This is a genomic window from Bacillus sp. FJAT-27445, from assembly GCF_001510665.1.
Classification (GTDB): domain Bacteria; phylum Bacillota; class Bacilli; order Bacillales; family Cytobacillaceae; genus Bacillus_D.
In genome coordinates this window covers 84,480-105,480 of the sequence record NZ_LMTI01000004.1, presented here as the reverse complement: position 1 = coordinate 105,480, position 21,001 = coordinate 84,480, and the positions used below count along the sequence as shown (strand labels likewise).

Annotated in this window: 15 protein-coding genes; 7 read left to right on the top strand and 8 right to left on the bottom strand. The window is 39.3% G+C overall.

Annotated features, from left to right (window positions below; translation table 11 throughout):
• Positions 1–184 precede the first annotated feature (184 nt).
• From AR337_RS12360 to AR337_RS12340, 5 genes are all read right to left on the bottom strand, one after another.
• Positions 185–1,183, bottom strand: coding sequence for a DMT family transporter (locus AR337_RS12360; protein ID WP_059172333.1), 999 nt, complete (start codon positions 1,181–1,183; stop codon positions 185–187).
• 853 nt (positions 1,184–2,036) lie between these two features.
• On the bottom strand, positions 2,037–4,100 hold the full coding sequence (locus AR337_RS12355) for a DUF4179 domain-containing protein (protein WP_253701672.1): 2,064 nt from the start codon (positions 4,098–4,100) through the stop codon (positions 2,037–2,039).
• Between the two features lie 281 nt (positions 4,101–4,381).
• On the bottom strand, positions 4,382–5,602 hold the full coding sequence (locus AR337_RS12350; RefSeq protein WP_059172332.1) for an amidohydrolase family protein: 1,221 nt from the start codon (positions 5,600–5,602) through the stop codon (positions 4,382–4,384).
• A 13-nt stretch (positions 5,603–5,615) separates the two neighbouring features.
• Positions 5,616–6,854, bottom strand: coding sequence for an amidohydrolase family protein (locus tag AR337_RS12345; protein WP_059172331.1), 1,239 nt, complete (start codon positions 6,852–6,854; stop codon positions 5,616–5,618).
• Positions 6,855–6,930: 76 nt separating this feature from the next.
• Positions 6,931–8,508, bottom strand: a complete 1,578-nt coding sequence (locus AR337_RS12340; RefSeq protein WP_059172330.1) for a glutathione ABC transporter substrate-binding protein — start codon at positions 8,506–8,508, stop codon at positions 6,931–6,933.
• 290 nt (positions 8,509–8,798) lie between these two features.
• On the opposite strand from AR337_RS12340, the gene AR337_RS12335 reads away from it, so the two are divergent.
• From AR337_RS12335 to AR337_RS12305, 7 genes are all read left to right on the top strand, one after another.
• The gene (locus AR337_RS12335; protein WP_059172329.1) at positions 8,799–9,701 is read left to right on the top strand and encodes an ABC transporter permease; all 903 of its coding nucleotides are present in this window, start codon (positions 8,799–8,801) and stop codon (positions 9,699–9,701) included.
• A gap of 15 nt (positions 9,702–9,716) precedes the next feature.
• Entirely contained in the window at positions 9,717–10,637 is a 921-nt protein-coding gene (gene nikB, locus AR337_RS12330) for a nickel ABC transporter permease (RefSeq protein WP_059172328.1), read from the top strand.
• 16 nt (positions 10,638–10,653) lie between these two features.
• Complete coding sequence (locus AR337_RS12325; protein ID WP_059172327.1) at positions 10,654–11,673, top strand: ABC transporter ATP-binding protein; 1,020 nt, start codon at positions 10,654–10,656, stop codon at positions 11,671–11,673.
• Positions 11,673–12,665 (top strand): ABC transporter ATP-binding protein, encoded by a 993-nt coding sequence (locus AR337_RS12320; RefSeq protein WP_059172326.1) that lies wholly within the window; start codon positions 11,673–11,675, stop codon positions 12,663–12,665. Before AR337_RS12325 ends, AR337_RS12320 begins: the two co-directional genes overlap by 1 nt.
• Before the next feature lie 95 nt (positions 12,666–12,760).
• Positions 12,761–13,510, top strand: a complete 750-nt coding sequence (locus AR337_RS12315; protein WP_059172325.1) for a sensor histidine kinase — start codon at positions 12,761–12,763, stop codon at positions 13,508–13,510.
• 12 nt (positions 13,511–13,522) lie between these two features.
• Positions 13,523–14,215, top strand: a complete 693-nt coding sequence (locus tag AR337_RS12310) for a helix-turn-helix domain-containing protein (RefSeq protein WP_059172324.1) — start codon at positions 13,523–13,525, stop codon at positions 14,213–14,215.
• Positions 14,212–15,525, top strand: coding sequence for a hypothetical protein (locus AR337_RS12305; protein WP_059172323.1), 1,314 nt, complete (start codon positions 14,212–14,214; stop codon positions 15,523–15,525). Before AR337_RS12310 ends, AR337_RS12305 begins: the two co-directional genes overlap by 4 nt.
• 60 nt (positions 15,526–15,585) lie before the next feature.
• On the opposite strand, the gene AR337_RS12300 is transcribed toward AR337_RS12305, so the two are convergent.
• From AR337_RS12300 to AR337_RS12290, 3 genes are all read right to left on the bottom strand, one after another.
• Positions 15,586–17,148, bottom strand: coding sequence for a glutathione ABC transporter substrate-binding protein (locus AR337_RS12300; RefSeq protein WP_059172322.1), 1,563 nt, complete (start codon positions 17,146–17,148; stop codon positions 15,586–15,588).
• A gap of 901 nt (positions 17,149–18,049) precedes the next feature.
• Positions 18,050–19,273: an amidohydrolase gene (locus tag AR337_RS12295; protein WP_059172321.1), complete on the bottom strand. Its 1,224-nt coding sequence runs from the start codon at positions 19,271–19,273 to the stop codon at positions 18,050–18,052.
• A gap of 15 nt (positions 19,274–19,288) precedes the next feature.
• Positions 19,289–20,758, bottom strand: coding sequence for an amidohydrolase family protein (locus tag AR337_RS12290; RefSeq protein ID WP_059172320.1), 1,470 nt, complete (start codon positions 20,756–20,758; stop codon positions 19,289–19,291).
• Between the last annotated feature and the right edge of the window lie 243 nt (positions 20,759–21,001).

Sequence of the window (21,001 nt, the reverse complement as noted above, 5' to 3'; positions counted from 1 at the left end):
CTGTCCACTTTTTGGCGGCAAACATTTAGTATTTTGAAAAGGGTTTAGGGTTCTTTAAAAAATACATCAAATTCCCCTTGGTTTGCGGAAAGCCCATTTTAACCCATACTGTTAAAATCAAGCCTCGCGATACTGCTTTTCAATCAAGGTAAACCTTAAAGGAAACTTGTGCTGTCTTCCCTTTTTAAACCGGATTGATGCCTTCACCTTCTTTTGATCGGGGATCACCATCAACTTTTGAGCCTTTAAGGTGCGCAGACACAAGGACAGAACCTACTAGTACGATTGCCGTACCTATAACAAATTGCATGCTAACAGGGGTGCCGATTATCAAAATTTCAGTTAGTATTGCCCAAAAAACATACGTATTGTTCAGGGATTGCCCCCTGGCAGCACCGATTAAATCAATTGACGCGTAGTATAAAGAATAATTCATGGTTCCTAATAAACCAGCTATAACGAGCAGCCACACTACATTGGATGAAGCAACTTCAAGGGCTATAGGATAACCTTTTACGAACGGGATAATTAATATCCCAAAACTCAGTGCCGAGGTCAGCTGCCTTATATTAATTGCATAGAGAGGAACAACATTTTTTCCTCTCATTCCCCATGCACTGATTACCCCTTCAAGGCCCCAGAATAAAGCAGCACCTAAAGAAAACAATATTCCGATGAAAAAGTTGCTATCGGCGTCAAATTTTGAAGGCACATAGGCCAGCGTTATGACGCCAATGATACTTATAACTACGCCAAGCCAGGTTCTTCCGACCATTTTTTCTTTCAAAAAAAAGAAAGCAAGTACAGCACCTACTCCAGGGAATATGGAAGCAAGACTTGCAGCATACGTTACCCCGGCATGTTGGATACCAAGAAAGTAAAAGGTCATAGCCAATGGGCCGCCGCACAATCCTCCAATAATTAAAATCAAACCGCTCTTCGTTCTAAACAGCTTTAAAACGTTAATAAATTCGCCTTTTATAATCATCAACAACGATATCCAAATAGCAGAAAAAAAGTCATGCATGAATGCTGCTATTATTGGAGCAAGTACAATGGCTTCTTTAAATGGTGTACTTGCTATGATCATGCCAATGATTACGGTATCTACACCCCAGGCAATTGCCGAAGTAGCCCCCAGGCCTATACCTTTTCTGGCTTGTTTAATATTTTTTGCACTCATCAAATCTACCTCTTCTCTAAAATCATTTCACCGGAAACCGGCTAAATTAAGAATCAGCTTTTGTTCTGATGAATCATTTCCCTCATCATCAATCAGTCGTATGGGAAGTGATGAGGATAGGAAAGAGAATGAGGATGTTACTTTGCTACAACCCCGCCAGCAAGTGCGAAAAGCTAGACGCGCGTTCCACGCCTGGTACTTCTTTGACCGGCTGGCAATGTATAGTTAATTTGTCTATCAAGAATAAAGTTTATACCTCTCCAGGCAAAACAAAACAAAGCTCGAATGCTTTCCCGATAGAGAACAGCCCGGGCCTTACCTGCATTCATATTGGACGGAAAAGAAGGTGTTAACATAAATGAATTAAAGGAGGGAAAATGGAGGTCAAACACCTGATTTAATTGTTGCGGATGGCCCTGCTGTTCAATGATTATTGAGACTTATTTCTGGTAGGACGAATAAAAAACCTGAGGAATGGGTTTTGCGGTCATGTACAAAGCGTTAATAAAGTGTAAATTTATGGGGTAGCAAACGAGTCCATCATAACTACTTTTCATATTCGATTCATGCAGGAAATAAAGAAAAAAAGTGAACAAAAGCAAACGGGGAGAGGATTTGATGCAGAACCCTAAAAACAACTATGCTATTTTACATTTTTCTAACTTTTTTGTCAAGTTCCTCGAGGGTGTAACACGTTGTTCGGTTAAGGAGAATTTGTCGATTCGTTAGAAAAAAACCCCGGGATTGTTAGTTTTACCTAACAATCCCAGGGAAACTCAGCCTGCAAAGTCTTTAGTTATTTTAAAAAGTTGATGTTAACATTCCTGCATTGCAGAGCAGATAAGTAAAAGTTTTATTGTACTGATATCTTCACAACATCATCCAAATATTTTGTTGTATTATACATATGAATCCTGAGACTTTTAGGAATCCTATTCTCTGTGGAGTTAAGATTGTCAACCACTATGGTTTGAACTTTAACGAAATAACGGGGCTGTTCAATTTCCTCATATACGACAGGAGTATTGATATCGTATTTAACCCCGTTTTTATCAACAAGCACTCCTTCAGACTCCGTCATTGAACCAATTCCATTCATAACTTCATCAATAAACTCTAATTGAAGCGATTCATATGCCCTATTCTTGATTTCATGATCGCTTATTACAAACTTGGTTGACTGTCCAACTTCAAGCTTGTCGATGGAGATCGTACTGCCTGCATATTCAAAGGTTTGTGGATAATCCTGTGAAGCATCCAGGTCGATGATTTTTAGGTCCTCAATCGTTAAATAAACAGACTTGAATTGAACGTTCACCTCTTTCGGTTTTTCTTCAAAAAGTGGATCAAAGTGCATTTGATATGCAGTCCAATTCATGTCAGAGTTTAAAAAAGTACTTCCATACATCTCTGCATTTACTTTTTTATTGTTCACTTCCAGATTGTCAAAATTCAGAAATTCTATTCGCTTATCTCGCTGTTCTTGGTTAATCGCATATTGCAGAATCGTCATTGTCGGAGCAATCGTTAGTTTATCAAATCGAACCGGGATTCCCTCAATCTCTGTTTCTCCATCCAAGGCATATTCAACAGATGGCTGCTTTGTTATGGGAATCTCGAAGTTCCACTCTCCACTTTCAAATACCATGTTCCCAGAAAAACTATATCCATACGGACTAGAGGAGTCAGAAATCAACTTCTGAAGCTTCGTGATCCTAAGCTTCATTATCGCTTTATCGGTTTTTATTGGAAGCAGACTCATCTTTCCTTGATAGACGTTTTTTTCTTTAGCATTAAAATCAGATTTAAGGTCTGGTGGATAGAACCTTGGTTGTGTCGCATGGTTCATGATTTCACGTTCGTTCTTTACTAAGACCCCTCCAAAATTATCGATTGCATATTGATGATCTTTAGCTGTATCTTCTACTTCATAAAAAATAAGCGTCTGAACATCATCAGCAATCGCACTCTTGATTCTGATTTTCACCCCCTTGTTTTCTGCCTCCAGGTTCAACATTTCCCCCAGGCCCTGTTGCAGAAACGGACGCAATTGCTCATCCTCTTCTGTATATGCATAGTAGAGGTTTGAAAAAGTTCCTGTAAAAACTTGTATGGCAATTAAAAATGCGAAAATACTTGCAAAAACAATCCCGATTCTTTTCAGTTTCTTGTTCTTCAGTTTCCTGTGCTTTTCCCTTTCTGTCAGCCTGGCCTTGACGTTCTCCATAAAATTGGATGGCACATGAAAATCGCCAACCCTTTTAGTAAGATCCCTTATCGTTAACATGACGTCCTGAAAGGCGGCCAAATCTTCCTGACAGTTTTCGCAATGATAAATATGTATCTCGAAATCAACCTTTTCCGGCCGGTCCATGATTCTTTCTAAGTAATCGATGTAATTCTTATGATACTCTTTACAGCCATTGACGCTCAGCCCAAACCCCAGTCCTTTTTTAAGTGTCTGGATTCCGGTAAACAACTGCTCTTTCAGCTTTTCCTCTGAAACGTTAAGAAGAAGTGCTGCATCCTCTCGGGAGAATCCTTTTATATATGTAAGGACCAGCGCTTCCCTCTCATCCTTTTTCAACTGATCAAGCGATTTAAATACATCCTGGGCCTGTTCACTTTCCTCTGAAACTTGTGGACTTCCATCGATAGAAAGTTCCCGGTAAGTTTGTATAAAAATGGATGTAACCCGCGTTTCGAATGATGTTTCCTTTTTGAATCGGGGCAACTCCTTGTGTACTTTTAGTATGGTACGGTAAAAAAGCTCTTCCATTTGCTGCTGATCCCCAAGATAGGAACTACCCAGAATATAAAACGATTGTTTATGGTGATCGAACCAATCAAAGATGGATTCCACACTTTTTTCTCTTATTGGAGTATTTGAGATGGGCTCTATTTTCGCTGGGATCATTATATCTGCTTCCCCCTTTAACATTCTCTTTATACCTTATGATATAAGCCGAGGAAGTTATTGGCAACACACTTTAGCCGAGGGTTTTATGAACCTAGATTAAGCGCTTTTAAAATTCGCAATAACAATAAGATCCAGCGGATTGAAATCCATGCTTCTGGTATCACGTCAAGAATTGATCGAAACAGAAACAAACCGCCCTCTCATATTGGAGAAACTGCTTGTTAAAATTGTATTCTTCAGTTTTATTGCCATAGGTCTAACCTTAACTTCTTTTTATCTTAAAGCTGACCTGAAACTACTTTCCCCTTAAAAATGACTGTTTCCCGTTTTGGTGTTCTTGCCACTGCTTCCGCGGAACAAGATGCATTGACAAGTACAAGGCTTGCTTCGTCCCCTTCAAGCGGCCAGGCAACTTCGCCATCCTTCGATAAAGGCGTCGGGCCTCCCGTTGCCCATTTGAGTGACTGTGCTAATGAGCGCTCATCGCTCTTACGATACAATTCACTGTAGCGTGTTACCTTTTCTAATACATCTCCTGTGCCAAATGGCCCCCAGGAATCATAGAATCCATCGCAGCCTAAATAAACATTAACGCCTTTTTGATCCAAAATTTCGATTGGCGGAAGGGTTCTTGAAATTGGAATGGTAGACATAATGGACATTCCCAGCCCGCTTAATCTTTCTGCAATTTCTTCTTGCTGAGGTACTGGTACTTCACCTAAGCTAAAAGCATGGCTAACAGCTGCACGATTGTGCCATTTTGCCTCCTCTACCAATTCTGCAAACTTATCCACTGTATAATAGCCAACATGCCCGCCATCATGTAAATGGATGTCGATATCCGCATCAAATTCGGTCGCCAGATTCATTACTTCATACAGTGATTTTTCAATGTTTCGGTCAATCCCCGCTGGATCTAACCCGCCTACTAGGGTTGCACCCGATCTCATCGCTTCCTTCATTAAAGGTATCACCTGATCCCTTAATAATCCATGTTGCGGAAAAGCCACAATTTCATAGGTAAGCTTATCAGAGTAATTCTCAAGTGCCGATTTAACCCCCTCAAGGTTTTTTAAGCCTATAAAAGGATCGATATTTACATGCGTTCGAATATGTGTAGAACCATGAGAGAGGAGTAATTCGATCATAGCACTTGCCCGTTGTTGTGCTGTTGGCGCTAATTCTCCAAGCTCCATGGCTTCGAGCCGCAGTCGGTCTTCTAAATTTTTTGCAGGTATAGGTGCCTTCCAGTCTAGCGAGAGATACGTTTTATCTAAGTGGTTGTGCATTTCTTTAAAAGATGGTAATGCTAATAATCCTTTTCCATCCTTTACTTTTTCAGCTTCCGGAATAGCAAAGCCATTACTCTTCTTTTCTACAATTCTTCCATTTTCAATTTTCAAGTGAAAAAGCTCTGTTTTTGTTTCATAAGCCCCTTTTTCAACCTGTATATATCCAGTTTCTAATCTTACATTTGTTAGCCAATAGGGAGTTGCCATTCTATTTCCTCCTTTATACCTCCATCGGGTTCGATTCGGTTAATTTACTTTCAACCTTTTTCCCTTTAAAAAATAACGATTGCACGGAAGCTCTTCTTGCAATTGCTTCAGCAGAACAGGTTGCGTTTACGAGCATCATGGTTGCTTCATCGCCAATCTTTGGCCAAATTCGCTCTCCGTTCTCATTTAGCGGGGTAATTCCTCCACTTCCATATTTTAGCGTTTTAGATAATGAGTATTCATCAGATAAACGGAAGCGCTCTGCAAGGGTTCCGAGCTTTTGAATCGTATTTCCTGTACCAAATGGTGACCAGTGGTCAGTAATGCTGTCGTGTCCGACGGCAACTTTAACACCTAACGTATCAAGAGTGGGAATTGGAATAGTTGTACGATTTACTGGAACAGTAGTGGTAACATCAATCTCCTGCTCTCTTAGCATAGCCGCCATTTCAGTCAGCGCTTCCCCTTGAAGATCAGCTAAAGCAATTCCATGGCTGATTGTGGCTCTCCCCTTAAGTCCAGCCTCTTTCGTATAATGTGCCATTCGTTCAAATGTAAATGCCCCCAAAGTATTGGGGTCGTGTAAGTGAATATCGACGCCTTTATTGTTTTCAACTGCAATTTCAAAAATTGTATATAAAGATTTTTCAATATTTCGGTCAACGGTAGCTGGGTCAACACCGCCAACTAAAGTCGCTCCATTCTTCATTGCATCGCGAATTAACTGGACAGAGTCACTTCTTAACAAGCCATGCTGCGGGAAGGCAACAATCTCATAGGTAAGAACATCTTCATACTTTTTCAATGCATTTACCGTTGCTTCTAAATTTTTAAGACCAATTACAGGGTCAACATTACAATGAGTCCGAATATGGGTATGGCCATTTTTTAAATACAATTCAATCATTTTCTCTGCCCGTTCTTGGGCTGTTGGCAAAAGCTTTGGAAGTAATTCCTTTTCCTCTTCCAATCTAGTAAAAATCCCTTTTGTAATGGGGGTACAGGCTTTCCAAGGGCCACCGTAATAGGTTTTATCGATGTGAATATGCATATCTCGTAACGACGGGAGCAGAAGTTGAGTTTTAGCATCGAACTGGTTCTCATTTGAGGACGGCAAAACATCTGTAATTTCGGTGATAATTCCATCTTGAATTTTCAAATGGCAAATTTCCGTCTCGGTTCCTATAATACGATGATTGTCGTAATTGTAGCCTTTTTCTAAGCGGACATTTGTCAGCCAAAAAGTAGTCATGAAAATCCTCCTATTATTGAAATAGGAAAAGTACTTTTTTTCAAAAGTACTCTTCCACTGATTATTTAAACAACATTTACTTAATCACTACATCATCAATCATTAAATAATTTGCCGCATTCAACCAATAACCACTTACGTTTTTACTATGAACAGCCATATGCTCATAGTTACGGATTGGAATATAAACAGCATCGTCGATTTCCTTTTGCATTACTTTTTCATATAGGTCTAAACGTTTCGTTTCATCTGTTTCTTTTCGTGCCGCTTCAATCATTTGGTCTACTTCTGGATTACTATAGTAGAAATGGTTTCCTGCAGGGCCCTGTGATGCAGAGTGGAATAAATTATACTGATTGTAGTCTCCATCTCCTGTCGCATTCCCCCAGCCGCCGATAAATAAATCTTGCTCTCCCTTATTGACCATTTCAATATAGGTACCATATTCCATTACTTGAATATCCACAGTCACGCCAATTCCTTTTAATTGAGACTGAATAACTTCAGCCATGTTAATACGTTCTTTCCGATCACTTGTTAGCAATGAAATCTTGAGTCCTTTTTCATAACCCGCGTCTTTTAGCAGTTTTTTAGCTTCATTTAGATCATAATCGTAAGGCTTAACCTTCTCACTATGCCCATTCACTTTCGGACTCATTGCTACGTTAGCCAGAGTTCCAACGTTATTATAGACACCTTTAATAATTGCTTCTCTTTCAATAGCATGGCTGATTGCTTTACGTACTCTAACATCATCGAGGGGCTTTTTCTTTGTGTTAAAACCGACATATTCTACAGCTAGCCCTTCTGTACGGTATAGATTCATCTTATCGGACGCGTCAATTCGTTCAATTTCAGTGACAGGAACTTGGTCATTTATGTGTGCTTCACCTGTTTCAATCATCGCGAGACGAGTAGCATCTTCAGGTACTACCTTAAATACCACGCGATTAATATTAGGCTTCTTGCCCCAATAGTTTTCATTTTTCTTTAATGATATCTCTTGGCCGCTCTTCCATTGTTCAAATACAAATGGACCAGTTCCAACAGGGTGATCGGCTAATCCTTCAGGATTATCAGCTAAAGCTTTTGGACTGATAATGCTTCCTTCCTGACTGGCCAAAATAGATAACAATGGTGCATAAGGGTATTCAAGCAATAATTGTACAGTATAATCATCGATTACTTTTACTTCGGTAATCATTGAAAACTTCTCACGCTGTGGCGATCCTGTATTTGGATCTAATAAACGATCAAACGTTGCTTTAACAGCTTCAGCGTTAAAAGGCGCCCCATCATGGAATGTAACATCATCTCTTAATTTAAATTCCCAGGTTGTATCATTGACTACTGTCCATTCTTTTGCAAGAAGCGGTTGAGTTTTAAAATCCTTATCGGGAACCACTAGTCCCTGATAGACTTTTTGGTAGATGATATTTGCTGACGGAATATCAGTAATAAAATGTGGATCTAATTTCGTTGCATCAGAGAGCCGAACAACCGTTAAGGTAGCGTCTTGCTTCTCCCCTCCCTTTTTAGCAACTCCTACATTTGAATTAGTTGATTTTGTTGAACATGCTGACGCAATCACTAACATTAAACCAATTAAGACTAACAGCATGCCATTTTTTATGGATCGTCTTTTTTCCCCCATTTTAATCCGCCTCTCCTATGTTTTATTTTTTTAATATTCTGGATTCAAAAAGAAAATTGATAAACCTCATTTCTTTAAAATCCTTATATGCATTATAGAAGAAGATTTACCGATATATTTACAGAATATTTACGATTATTTTAACTATATTGACAAACAATTTAAAATATATTTACTTTCCACTAAATTTTGATAATTTTGTACATAACTCAAATAACAAAATTTTTACGGCAGAAGGGCTATTACCTGGAAGCTACAGTATTCTTTTTTAAAAACAAGGGGGGCTTTACATGGCGTTAGAAGTCAAAACGGAACAAACAGTTCTGGTTACACAAACAATAAATCATCCAAAAGAATCTAAATTGAAAGATTCCTTATCCATCTTATTTCAAAATAAAGCAGCAATGGTTGGGGCTATCATCATTCTTTTTTATTTAGTTGTTGCCCTATTCGCACCATTACTTGCCCCTTATGATCCTTTTGAAATTAAATTGGAAAACAAATTAATACCTCCATCAGCTGATCACTGGATGGGCACCGATGATAAAGGAAGAGATATTTTGAGCAGGATCCTATATGGGTCGAGACTTTCAATGGGCATCGGAATAACAGCGGTCATCTTTGGTGCATTTTTTGGTATTATTTTTGGATTGATTTCAGGTTACTATGGAAAATGGGTTGACTCGACCATTATGAGAATTATGGATATTCTATTAGCCTTCCCTGGAATATTACTTGCGTTGGCGATTATCAGCGCACTTGGACCTGGTTTAATTAATGTAACAATTGCTGTAGGTGCATACTCTATTCCGTTATTTGCACGAATCGTCCGCGGGTCTACCTTAGAAGTTAAACGGCTTGAATACATTGATGCCATCCGCTCACTAGGGGCAAATGATTTAACGATTATTTTCAAGCATATCTTACCTAATATTCTTTCACCAATCATTGTGCAAGGTACGCTTAGGCTTGCAACCGTTATTCTCTCAGCAGCAGGTCTCTCCTTCCTTGGCCTTGGAGCCCAGCCCCCGTCTCCGGAATGGGGTACGATGCTAAGCAGCGGCCGGGATTTTCTATTCTCTGCACCCTACATCGCTATTTTCCCAGGGCTGGCCATTTCAATACTAGTTTTAGGTTTTAATATTTTTGGTGATGGATTACGTGATGCATTTGACCCGAGAATGAAAAAATAGAGGAGGTTGACCAGCATGTTGATGTTTATATTACGAAGATTAATGCAAACCATTCCAGTAATAATTGGGGTAACGTTTGTTGTGTTTTTTATCATGCAGCTTGTACCAGGAGACCCAGCCGTATTGCTTGCTGGCGAAGGTGCATCAAAAGAAACGATTGAAAGCCTTAGGGATCAACTAGGGTTAAATAGACCACTTTTTATTCAATACTTTGATTACTTGGTGAACGTTTTTCGTGGGGATTTTGGAGTTTCCCTAAAAAACAGCCAGCCAGTCCTTGATGAAATACTAGTACGATTACCTATCACAATGGAGCTTGCTTTCTTCAGTATCATCATTACCATTGTCTTAGGGATGACTGCTGGCATAATCTCTGCCGTAAAACCATATTCCCTCACCGATACAACTGTCATGCTTGTTGCCTTATTAGGGATTTCATTACCTAGCTTTTGGTTTGGGTTGATGATGATGTATTTCTTTTCTGTAAAATTACAAATCCTTCCGGTAGCTGGATGGGATAGCATCCTTCATGTCATCCTTCCCGCTTTTACATTAGGAGCCGGCGGTGCAGCCATTGTTGCCCGAATGACGAGATCGAGTATGCTTGAAGTAATTCGCCAGGATTATATACGAACCGCGCGTGCTAAAGGACTTCGTGAAAGCGTGATTGTTTATAAGCACGCATTGCGTAATGCATTAATTCCGGTAATAACTGTAGTCGGCTTGCAGTTTGGTTCTTTGCTTGGCGGAACGGTTTTAGTCGAGTCGATTTTTGCTATCAATGGTTTAGGAAGAATGATTGTTGACTCAATCCGGATGCGCGACCTTCCAATGGTCCAAGGTGGGGTTTTAGTTGCCTCGCTCGTTTTCGTGGTTGTGAATTTATTTGTTGATGTTCTTTATCGCTTCTTTAATAAACGGATTGAATTAAATTAATAGGTGGTGAACGCTCATGAGTTTGACAAACAGACCCATTTTAGAGGTAAAAGGTTTAAAAACACATTTTTCTACAAAACGCGGTGTAAGTAAAGCAGTGGATGGTATTGATTTCTCACTGCATAAAGGTGAAACATTAGGAATCGTTGGTGAATCCGGATGTGGAAAAAGTATAACCTCTCTTTCAATTCTGCGCTTAATTCCCTCCCCTCCCGGGAAAATAGCTGGCGGACAAGTTCTTTTTAAAGGTAAGGATTTAGTGGCGTTGTCCGAAGATGAGATGAGAAAAATCCGTGGAAATAAAATTTCGATGATTTTCCAAGAACCGATGACTTCTTTAAACCCTGTTATTCCTGTTGGAGAGCAAATAGCAGAGGCATTGAGATTGCATCAAAAATTGGCTAAGAAAGCTGCCTGGGAAAAAGCAGTCGAAATGCTTAAACTGGTGGGAATCCCCTCTCCGGAAAAAAGAGCAAAACAAGAACCTTTCCAGTTAAGCGGCGGAATGCGCCAGCGGGTTATGATTGCGATGGCCCTTGCCTGTACACCGGAAGTCTTAATTGCCGATGAACCAACAACCGCGCTGGATGTGACCATTCAAGCGCAAATACTGGAGTTAATTAAAGACTTGCAAAACGAATTAGGAATGGGTGTCATATTAATCACTCACGATTTAGGTGTTGTAGCTGAAACATGTGACACGGTTGCAGTCATGTACTCCGGCAATATCATTGAACATGCACCGACCGAGAAAATTTTTGAAAACCCAAGGCATCCCTATACACGCGGATTATTGGCATCATTACCTAAAATCCACGAGGATCAAGAAGAATTGCAAACAATTGAAGGCAGTGTCCCAAGTCCCTATAACCTGCCAGCGGGTTGCCGATTTGCATCCAGGTGCCCTTTTCAACAACCTATCTGTTTGGAGAAACAGCCCGAGTTGATTGAACAACCTGATGGAGTTAAAGTTCGCTGCTGGATGTATACAGATCAATGGACAGGCCAAGCTGAAGAAATGGAGGCCGTTAAATAATGCAGACTGCAGCTGAAAAGAAAGTATTATTGCAGGTGGAACATTTAAAACAATATTTCTCTGTTAAAACAGACTCCATCTTTAAGCCAAAAACATATGTAAAAGCAGTTGACGATGTATCCTTCCATTTATTCGAAGGCGAAACATTAAGTATTGTAGGTGAATCGGGCTGTGGCAAATCAACCACCGGCAGGGCAATTCTAAGGCTTGATGAGCCAACCGGCGGAAAAGTCTATTATTCCGGACAAAACATTCTCGATTTAAATAGAATTGAAATGAGAAAACTTAGAGGTGATTTGCAGGTCATCTTCCAGGACCCGTTCGCCTCCCTCAACCCTCGCCAAACAGTAAAACAAATTTTAAATGAAGCAATGGCGATTCAGGATGTAGTTGCGAAACCCAAAAGGATGGAAAGAATGCTTGAATTGCTTGGCTATGTAGGTCTGCCGTCAGAAGCGCTTGACCGCTATCCCCATGAATTCAGCGGCGGCCAGCGCCAAAGAATTGGCATTGCCAGAGCACTGGCCGTTAATCCAAAATTAATCATCTGTGACGAAGCTGTTTCTGCCTTGGATGTATCGATCCAAGCGCAAATTCTTAATCTATTAAAAAAGCTCCAAAATCAGTTTGGCTTAACTTTTCTTTTCATATCACATGATTTAAGTGTAGTAAGACATATTTCGGATCGTATCATGGTCATGTACTTAGGTAAAATAGTTGAAATTGCGGACAAAAAAGATTTATTCGATTCACCACTTCATCCTTATACGCAGGCATTGCTTTCGTCCATTCCTGTTCCTAATCCAAAAATCAAAAGAGAGAGGATTATGTTAAAAGGAGATGTCCCTTCGCCTATCAACCCGCCCAGCGGCTGTCGCTTCCATACACGCTGCCCATTTGCAACGGAAATGTGTAAGAACGAAGAACCTGCATTAAGGGAAATGGGTGAAAATCATATAGTCAGCTGCCATTATGCGGAAAAATTTGTATAGAAAGTATTTTCAAAAAATATAGAAGTATTGTAAAATAGTATTTAAAGGGGGGAGAATAAGCCTCCCTTTTCTTCATTTAAAGGAGATCCTCGTATATGTTAACTGTGGAAGCCTTCTCCCTTAGTATCATGATTGCTGTTCTGGCACCTTTGCTGGGGGCATTTACCTTACTATTTTTGTTTATTTTTGAAAAGCGCATTGATTTGCTGGAAAAGCAAAAAAGGGAAATTTCATTAGAACGGGAGCTACAAAAAGCTCTTTATAATCAATTAAACCAAGAAATTCAGCCCCATTTCCTTTTTAATACTTTAAACTCGATCCTCAGTCTTGCAAGGCTGGAGCGAAAAACAGAATTAATCCATTCGATTGAAACTCTATCAAAGTTACTTAAGTTTAAGTATCAAACAAATAATACCTTTATCACTATTGAAGATGAACTAAACTATGTAAATTATTATTTAGAAATACAGAAAATCCGATTCAGGGATAAACTCCATTATGAATTCTCATTCGATGCAAACATTACACAAGCAATAACCATACCTTTTTTAATACAGACCATTGTCGAAAATGCTTTTAAACATGCCTTTGAAAAAGTTATCGGAGAAGCTTTTTTAAAAATATCCATCGAGAAAAAGCATCAAGAAATCCATATAACCGTATGGAACAACTCTGTTGAAAATCATGCAGAGTTTTCTTACGAAAGTGGTTTAGGTTTAGAGAACATTACTAAAAGGCTGGATTTATTATTCCCAAACAGTGAAACATCTGTACAGTTAATTAACGAAGATGATGGGACAAGGGTTTTAGCTATTTTTCCTTTTATGCTAAAGTTAGAAATTTAAGGAGGTGCTTCAATGAATATCCTGCTTGTAGATGATGAACCCTTGGAATTGGAGCAACTGGAATACTTAATACAAAAAAAATTTCCAAATTGGAAAATTTTCAAGGCTCAAGATGCATCGATTGCATTGCAAATCGTTAAGCAGCATGACATTTTCCTTGCCTTCCTTGATATCCAAATGCCGGGTAAAACCGGCTTGGAATTGGCAGGGGAGTTAATGAGTTCATACTCCATGGACATTATTATCGTTACGGCATTTCAAAATTTCCAATATGCCCAAACCTCAATCAGACTTGGCGTTGTCGATTACATTACAAAGCCAATTATTGAAGAAGAACTAATCTCTGTATTAGGCAAATATGAGAGATTGGCCCGTTATTCAGACCAAATAGTAAGCGCATTAAGAATTATCCATCAGGAATATAGTGAAAAATTAACGTTAAATTACTTGGCTTCAAAGATTCATATTAACTCTGCCTATTTAAGCAGAAAATTTCACGAAGAAGTCGGGATAGGCTTCTCTGAATATTTAAATGAATATCGTTTAAGGGAAGCACAAAAAATGCTAATTGAATACCCCGACTTAAGCATCAGTACCATATCCGAAAAATGCGGATTTAACAGCCAGCATTATTTTAGCCAAATTTTCAGGAAAGCAACTGGACAATCACCTAGGGATTATCGCCTGAGGGAGTCTTTTCATTGAAAAAAATTGATTATAACAATTATATAAGCGGAACGATTAAACTCGGGGTGGGTTTTGGAGTTGTTAGTTTGTTATCCCGTTGGGTAACAGGAAATACGATTCTTTCTTCGCCACAAACATTGATTCAATATGGATTGATTGGTGGGATAGGGTATTCTTTAGTTGGAGCTTTTTGCCTTATTTTATTTGGCCTGTTGGCAAAAAAAATCTATGGAGATTTTCCAGATCAACAAACAATTGGGGATGTATTGCAGCAAAAATTAACAGCTAACGGCTATTGGTGTATGGTAACTGTGCTTACGATTACAAGCCTTTACTCCTTATTCATCCAGGCAGTAGGCGCTGGAATTCTGATTCAAATGATTTTTCCAATTCCCGTCTTTATGGGGATGTTATTTTTTTTAACTTTTTGTTTTTTTATAGGAGGAATTGGCGGAATGCAGAGACTGCATCAGCTGGCGGGTGTGAATGTTACCGTCATCTTTGCAGCTGTTCTCATTATTCCTGTCTACTTTTTCATCCAAGATGGTGTTTACCCTGTATATGACGGAATAAAATTATATCATCCCTATATATTTTATATAAAAAACACTGATGCTTTTTGGTTTATTTTTATTGCCATTTTCGTTTTTTTTGGTCAAATTTTGATAGACCCGGCCACTTGGCAGAGAATATTTATTCTCAAAAAAAACAAGATTCGTCTAACCTTTGCCTTAACAGGATTAATCTGGGCTACCATCCCGCTGGCATTCTCTTTATTTATAATGATTGTTTTATTTGGAAAAGGGTTCGAAGATATTTATTCTTTATTTCCTGAATTAGTAAACAAAATTCAATCAACCGTCCTAATTCTCTTATTTGTGGTATTTTGCTTTAGCGCTATCGCCTCTACGATGAGCGCGGAGCTAACCGCAATGACAAGCCTATTTATAAAAAATATAATGGGAGTTTTTCGTTCCCTAACGAATAATGAAAAATGGAAATATACCATTATATTCTCTGGTGCAATATGTTTATTTTTACTTATAATCGTCAGTATCCAGTCTCCTGTTCCCGTTAAATTATTGTTTGTCTTTGGGAATATTTATGCAGCTATAATAAGTCCGATGCTTACGATCATTCTTAGTAAAAAGGTGCAGCCGTTCATTGTCCCCTTTTCAGCAATTATCGGAGCATGCGGTGGATCCCTATTTTTATTAGTAATAGATAATTTTGCAGCGGTATTGTTGAGCTTTGCCATTCCCACCATTACTTGTTTGGTTGTGTTACTGTATCAATTACTAAACTATAAAAGAATTGAAAATCAGTAGATAGGAATACTAGGAACGGTAAAAAGGGATATCCAGCATAGATATCCCTTTGGTCATTGATTATTTAATTGTAACCTGATTGATTTCCAAATATCCTGACGGACTCATTGAAAAACCTTCAACGTTTTTACCAATTGCGGCAAGGTTTTCAATTACACGGACTGGGATGTATACCGCATCTTCCATTTCTAATTCCTGTGACTTAGCATATAGTTCTATACGTTTTTCCTGATCTTTTTCTCGGCGTGCAGCTTCTATTAAGCTGTCAACCTCTTTATTACTGTAGAAAAATGCATTTCCTGATGCTCCGTGAGAGGACGAGTGAAATTGATTGTATTGGTTATAATCTCCATCCCCAGTAGCATTTCTCCAGCTTAATAAAAACATTTGGGTATCTGCGCCATATAATTTTTGGACAAATGCACCATATTCCATAACCTCAATCTTAATATTTACCCCGATTCCTTTTAATTGCGATTGAAGGACTTCTGCCATATTGATTCTTTCTTTACTATCCATCGTTATTAAGTTTATTTCAAGGCCATCTGCATAACCTGCTTCGGCGAGTAATTTTTTCGCTTCGTTAAGGTTATACTCATAGGCTTTCAAATTGGGATTATATCCGAAAACTTTTGACCCCATTGTCGAATCGGCTTTTTTTCCAACATTATTGAATACGCCTTTTATAATTGAATCCATTTCAACGGCATGGGAGATTGCTTTCCGAACACGAACATCATTAAATGGTGGCTTTTGTACATTAAAACCGATAAATTCCGTTCCATATCCCTCACTTCGATAAACTTTACTTGCTTGGGATGATTTCACTATGTCCATCATTGGCACGGATAGTGGTTCGGCGATATGCGCCTCCCCTGTTTCCACCATTGAGATTCTAGTCGTCTCTTCAGGGACAACCTTAAATACAACCTTATCTACGTTAGCTTTCGTTCCCCAGTAGTTGTCATTCTTCTTAAAGACAATTTCTTTACCCGATGCCCAGGACTCAAAAACAAACGGACCTGTACCATTTGGTTCATTAATAATATCCTTTCCAAATTTCTCAATTGCTTTTGGACTAATAATTCCGCCTTCATGACTTGCGAGAATCGAAAGTAAGGGTGAAAATGGCTCACTTAGAGTAAATTGAACAGTATAGTCGTCAATAACCTTTACTTCTTTTACCATTTTAAATACAATTGCTCTTGGTGATCCGACATCTGGATCTAACAGACGGTCAAAGGTCGCTTTCACTGCATCTGCTTTAAAATCAGTGCCATCGTGAAATGTAACCCCTTTTCTTAACTTAAACTCCCATGTTAAATCATCAAGCTGGTTCCACTCTTCTGCTAACAAAGGTTTAATCTCGGCATTTTTATCTCTCCCGACTAACCCTTCATAAATTTTGTTGTGTGTGACGCTAGCTGAATTGATGGTCGACATAAAATGATGATCTAAGTTCTCAGCGTCTGATAAACGTGCAATAACTAGAGTACCGCCATTATCTGCCTTCCCCTCTCCAGTGGCATTGTTGCTGGTTTTCTGGCCGGTTGAACAGCCAGTAATGACGAGGAATATCATTATAACAATAAATAATTTCCCTATCCCTGATGGTAATCTCATTACTTATACCCTCCCGTAGTGTTTTAACGTATTAATGTTTGTCTAATTATAAGAAATATTCTGTCTCTTTAATTTCGATTTCTTTACTATGTTTTACAATATATCTACTAATTTAATCTTCAAAAAAAAGAGATATCCAAAATTGGATATCCCAGACTGTAGACAAACACGAAGTGTTTCGGGTTTTGCCTACAGTCTTTTTGAATTTAAAATATAAATTGAAATGACAATGCGTCTCTAGATTTCCATTCCGGGTGGACGCTTTCCGCGGGCGGGGCCGAGCCGCTTCCCTCGCTACGCTCAGTCCAGGGTCTCGACTATCCCGCTATTCCCGCAGGAGTCGCCACCCTCCATTTCAATCAACTGAAATTTCCTTAATATAAAGGACACTATATGGGGTGACCTGCCATGATGACTAAAAATCAAGCCAATGATGTGAAGAATTGGAAGTAACTCTTAAGTTTAATTTAACTTGGTTCTTCACCATAAGTGCTGGTTTATGATTAATATGCCTAACTTTTATGTTGATTGGAGCGGAGGGCACGGACTCCAGCGGGATGCAGCGGCAAGGTGGAGACCCCACAGGCGCAAGCGCCGAAGGAGGCTCCACTGACGCCCCGCGGAAAGCGTGTGCCCGTAGAGCAAATCAACACATTCGCTAAAACCACTTTTCTGGGGAAGAACGTTTAACCTTCGTAATTTCCATATAAATTACAAAAGGCAGCGAGTGGGTATCCTCTCGCTGCCTTTTGTCGACAATCCGAGATATCCAAAATTGGATATCCCATTTGTGTAGAACCCTATTTTTTTATTAAAACATTGTTGATTTCTAAATATCCTGCCGGGCTAATTTTAAAGCCATCCACATTTTTTGAAACAGCAGCTAAATTTCCTTCTTTCATTAACTAATAGTTCCTGAAACAATATTTCCTTTATAAAAGACTGCTTTGCGGGTTGACCTTCTAGCAATGACTTCTGCAGAACAGCTTGCATCCACCAAAATCATATTTGCGGCGTCTCCAGGTTTCGGCCATACCTGGTTTCCCTCTCTGTCCAATGGAGTGATGCCACCTGTAATATATTTTAGAGCTTGCGCGAGTGAAACCTCATCTGTCCATCTGTATCGTTCCAGCAGGCGCCCGGCTCTTTCAAGGACATCACCGTTACCTGTCGGCCACCAAGAATCATAAATATTATCATTTCCAATAGCGATGTTTACTCCCCGTTCAGCAAGCAGGTTAACTGGGGGTATGGCCCTGCCTCCTGGGAGACTGGTCACAATCGATATTCCAGCATCTCGTAGAATTTGTGCCATTTCAATCACTTCTTCTTTTGAAACATCACCTAGGCCAAAGGCATGGCTAACAGCTACTCTTCCTTCCCATCCAGCCTGCTTAGTAAAATATGCAAGTCGTTTCATCGTGAATGTTCCTAAATGCCCTGGATCATGTAAGTGCAAGTCAATATCTGCATTGCCTTCAACAGCCAAATCCATTAACTGAACTAGTGACGCTTCAATATTATTATCAACAGTTGCAGGATCAACCGCACCAACGATGCCTGCACCATTTCTTACAGCTTCTCTAATAAGCTGCACCGTTCCGGGACCCAGCAATCCGTGCTGGGCAAACGCCACAATTTCTGAACTTACTTTATTCGAGTAAGTTTCCAGTGCCCGCTTGACACCTACCAAATTTTGCAAACCTACTTCCGGATAGATGTCCACGTGGGTTCTCACATGAGTGGATCCGTGTGATAATAATATTTCCAACAAAGCTTCTGCACGCTTCTGTGTGCTGGATGGTATGGATGCCAGGATATTTTTTTCAATTTCGCAGCGTTCAATCACACCTGATGCTGGAATACAGGCTCTCCAAGCCTCACCCATATAGGTCTTATCAAGATGAACATGTTTTTCGATAAAAGATGGAATTAAAAGCAACCCTTTTGCATCTTTACCAGGTAAGCCGCCGGTTGCAGCATCCTCAGAGTATACCACCTCAGTTATCCTGCCATCTGAAATAAATAAATTCACAATCTCTGTATTTGTGCCAACTACTCTATCATTTTCCTTATTAAATCCAGTTTCTAAACGCACATTCTTTAACCAATAACTTTGAATCATATTAAATTTCCCCCTTTATATAGAATGAACCATCCTAAAAGAAGGTTTAAATAATTCCTCCTCTGGATGCTGCTGATAATCTCTTTCCAAGTAACCGTTTCTCATCTTATTAAAATACTTTTGCCCTTTGATTTTGATTTCCTCTAAATCGAGGCCCGGTATTAGTCTGTCCTTCATTACAATGCGGCCATTAATGATAGATAATTTAACATCTCTTCCACTACCGCTGACAATCATAGTCCGAATTGGATCATCCTGTACTCCCATATGAAATCCATCTAAATCTATCGCAATGATGTCGGCTTTTGCACCTGGAGCAATACGCCCTAAGTCTTTTCTGCCCAGGAAGTCGGCACCGCCAATGGTTGCCGCCCGAAATAAGTCTGCATAGGTTGAGTCTTCTACATCCTTTTCGATAAGGCGTGACAGCATACTGCCTGTTCGAATGTTTTGAAACATATCTGGTGGAAATGTATCAGTTCCAAGTGCCAGGTTGATTCCAGTTCTTTTATATTTGGCAAACGACTCCAATGCAGATCCGTGTCTTCCAATAATCAAGGGACAATGTATAACCGTTGTATTCGTTTCTTTAAGAAGTGCTAAATCATCTCCATCACCAACTTGAGCTTCACTATACCCTGCAATGAAGTGAGCATGAGGGATACCGGTTTTTGGTCCTAAAAAACCGAGATTATACAGATAACGGATTGGGGTTACCCCATGTTCCTCCAAAATTGTTTGATATTCGAAGTTTCCTTGAGCTGCATGTAGTTTTATGGGTACACCTAATTGCTCACTATAATATTTCGTCTGTATGAGGCTGTCTTTCGTTTGGCATTCAACTCGTTCTGGTGCCAGCATTCCTTTGATCAATCCATGATAAGCACCATCAAATTCTTCAACAAATTTCACGGCCCTATCGAGACCCGCTCTCCCAGCATCTTCATCCCAATATAGTTTGACCCTACCATCCGATTCAACAACTCTGATCCCGGATTGATAACTTGGCCCTAAATAAATCCTTAATCCTAATTTACCGGCATGGTTGGCTGCGGCGGCCAGTTCTTCATATGTTTCTGCCCATTTTTTATAAAAAACAGATGTAATCGGCATGGCCGTAGTTACACCATGAAGAATCAATTGAGAATAGGCATAGAGTGATTTAAAGGCTTCCTCTTCCGCTGTCATGACTTCATGGTATCCGTTATTAACATATCGCTCTGACCAGAGCAGGTTTTTCTGTCTATCGCTGCTTGCTTCTAAATGCAAAATATCGTGGTCAATATCACCCAATGCATTTAAATCAATAAATCCCGGACTAATAACAGCGTTTCCAGCATCTATGACTTCAGAAACTTCCCCCGGAAAATTCTTTCCTACATAAATAATTGTATCGTTTTCATATACAACTTCTGCATTTTCAAGAATGACATGATCATTGCCATCGAAGCCAATCACATATCTTCCCATTATCTTTGTTACCATTATGTATTCTCCTTTTTAAATCTCATTGGTAGCTTAATTATAAAAAACAAAAGTTGTTATTATTTTCAGAAATATTACTCTTTTTTAAAATATTTCTACTTCTTTTCTCTCTTGTATTTACTGCATACATTCTTTTGGATAAATTTAAACGAAAGAACAGTCGGTGAATCTTTTCAGAAAGGAGAAAAGGACCCCGAAAATCGTATTTTTTAACGAATCAGGGTCCGACTGGGCAATGTTTAT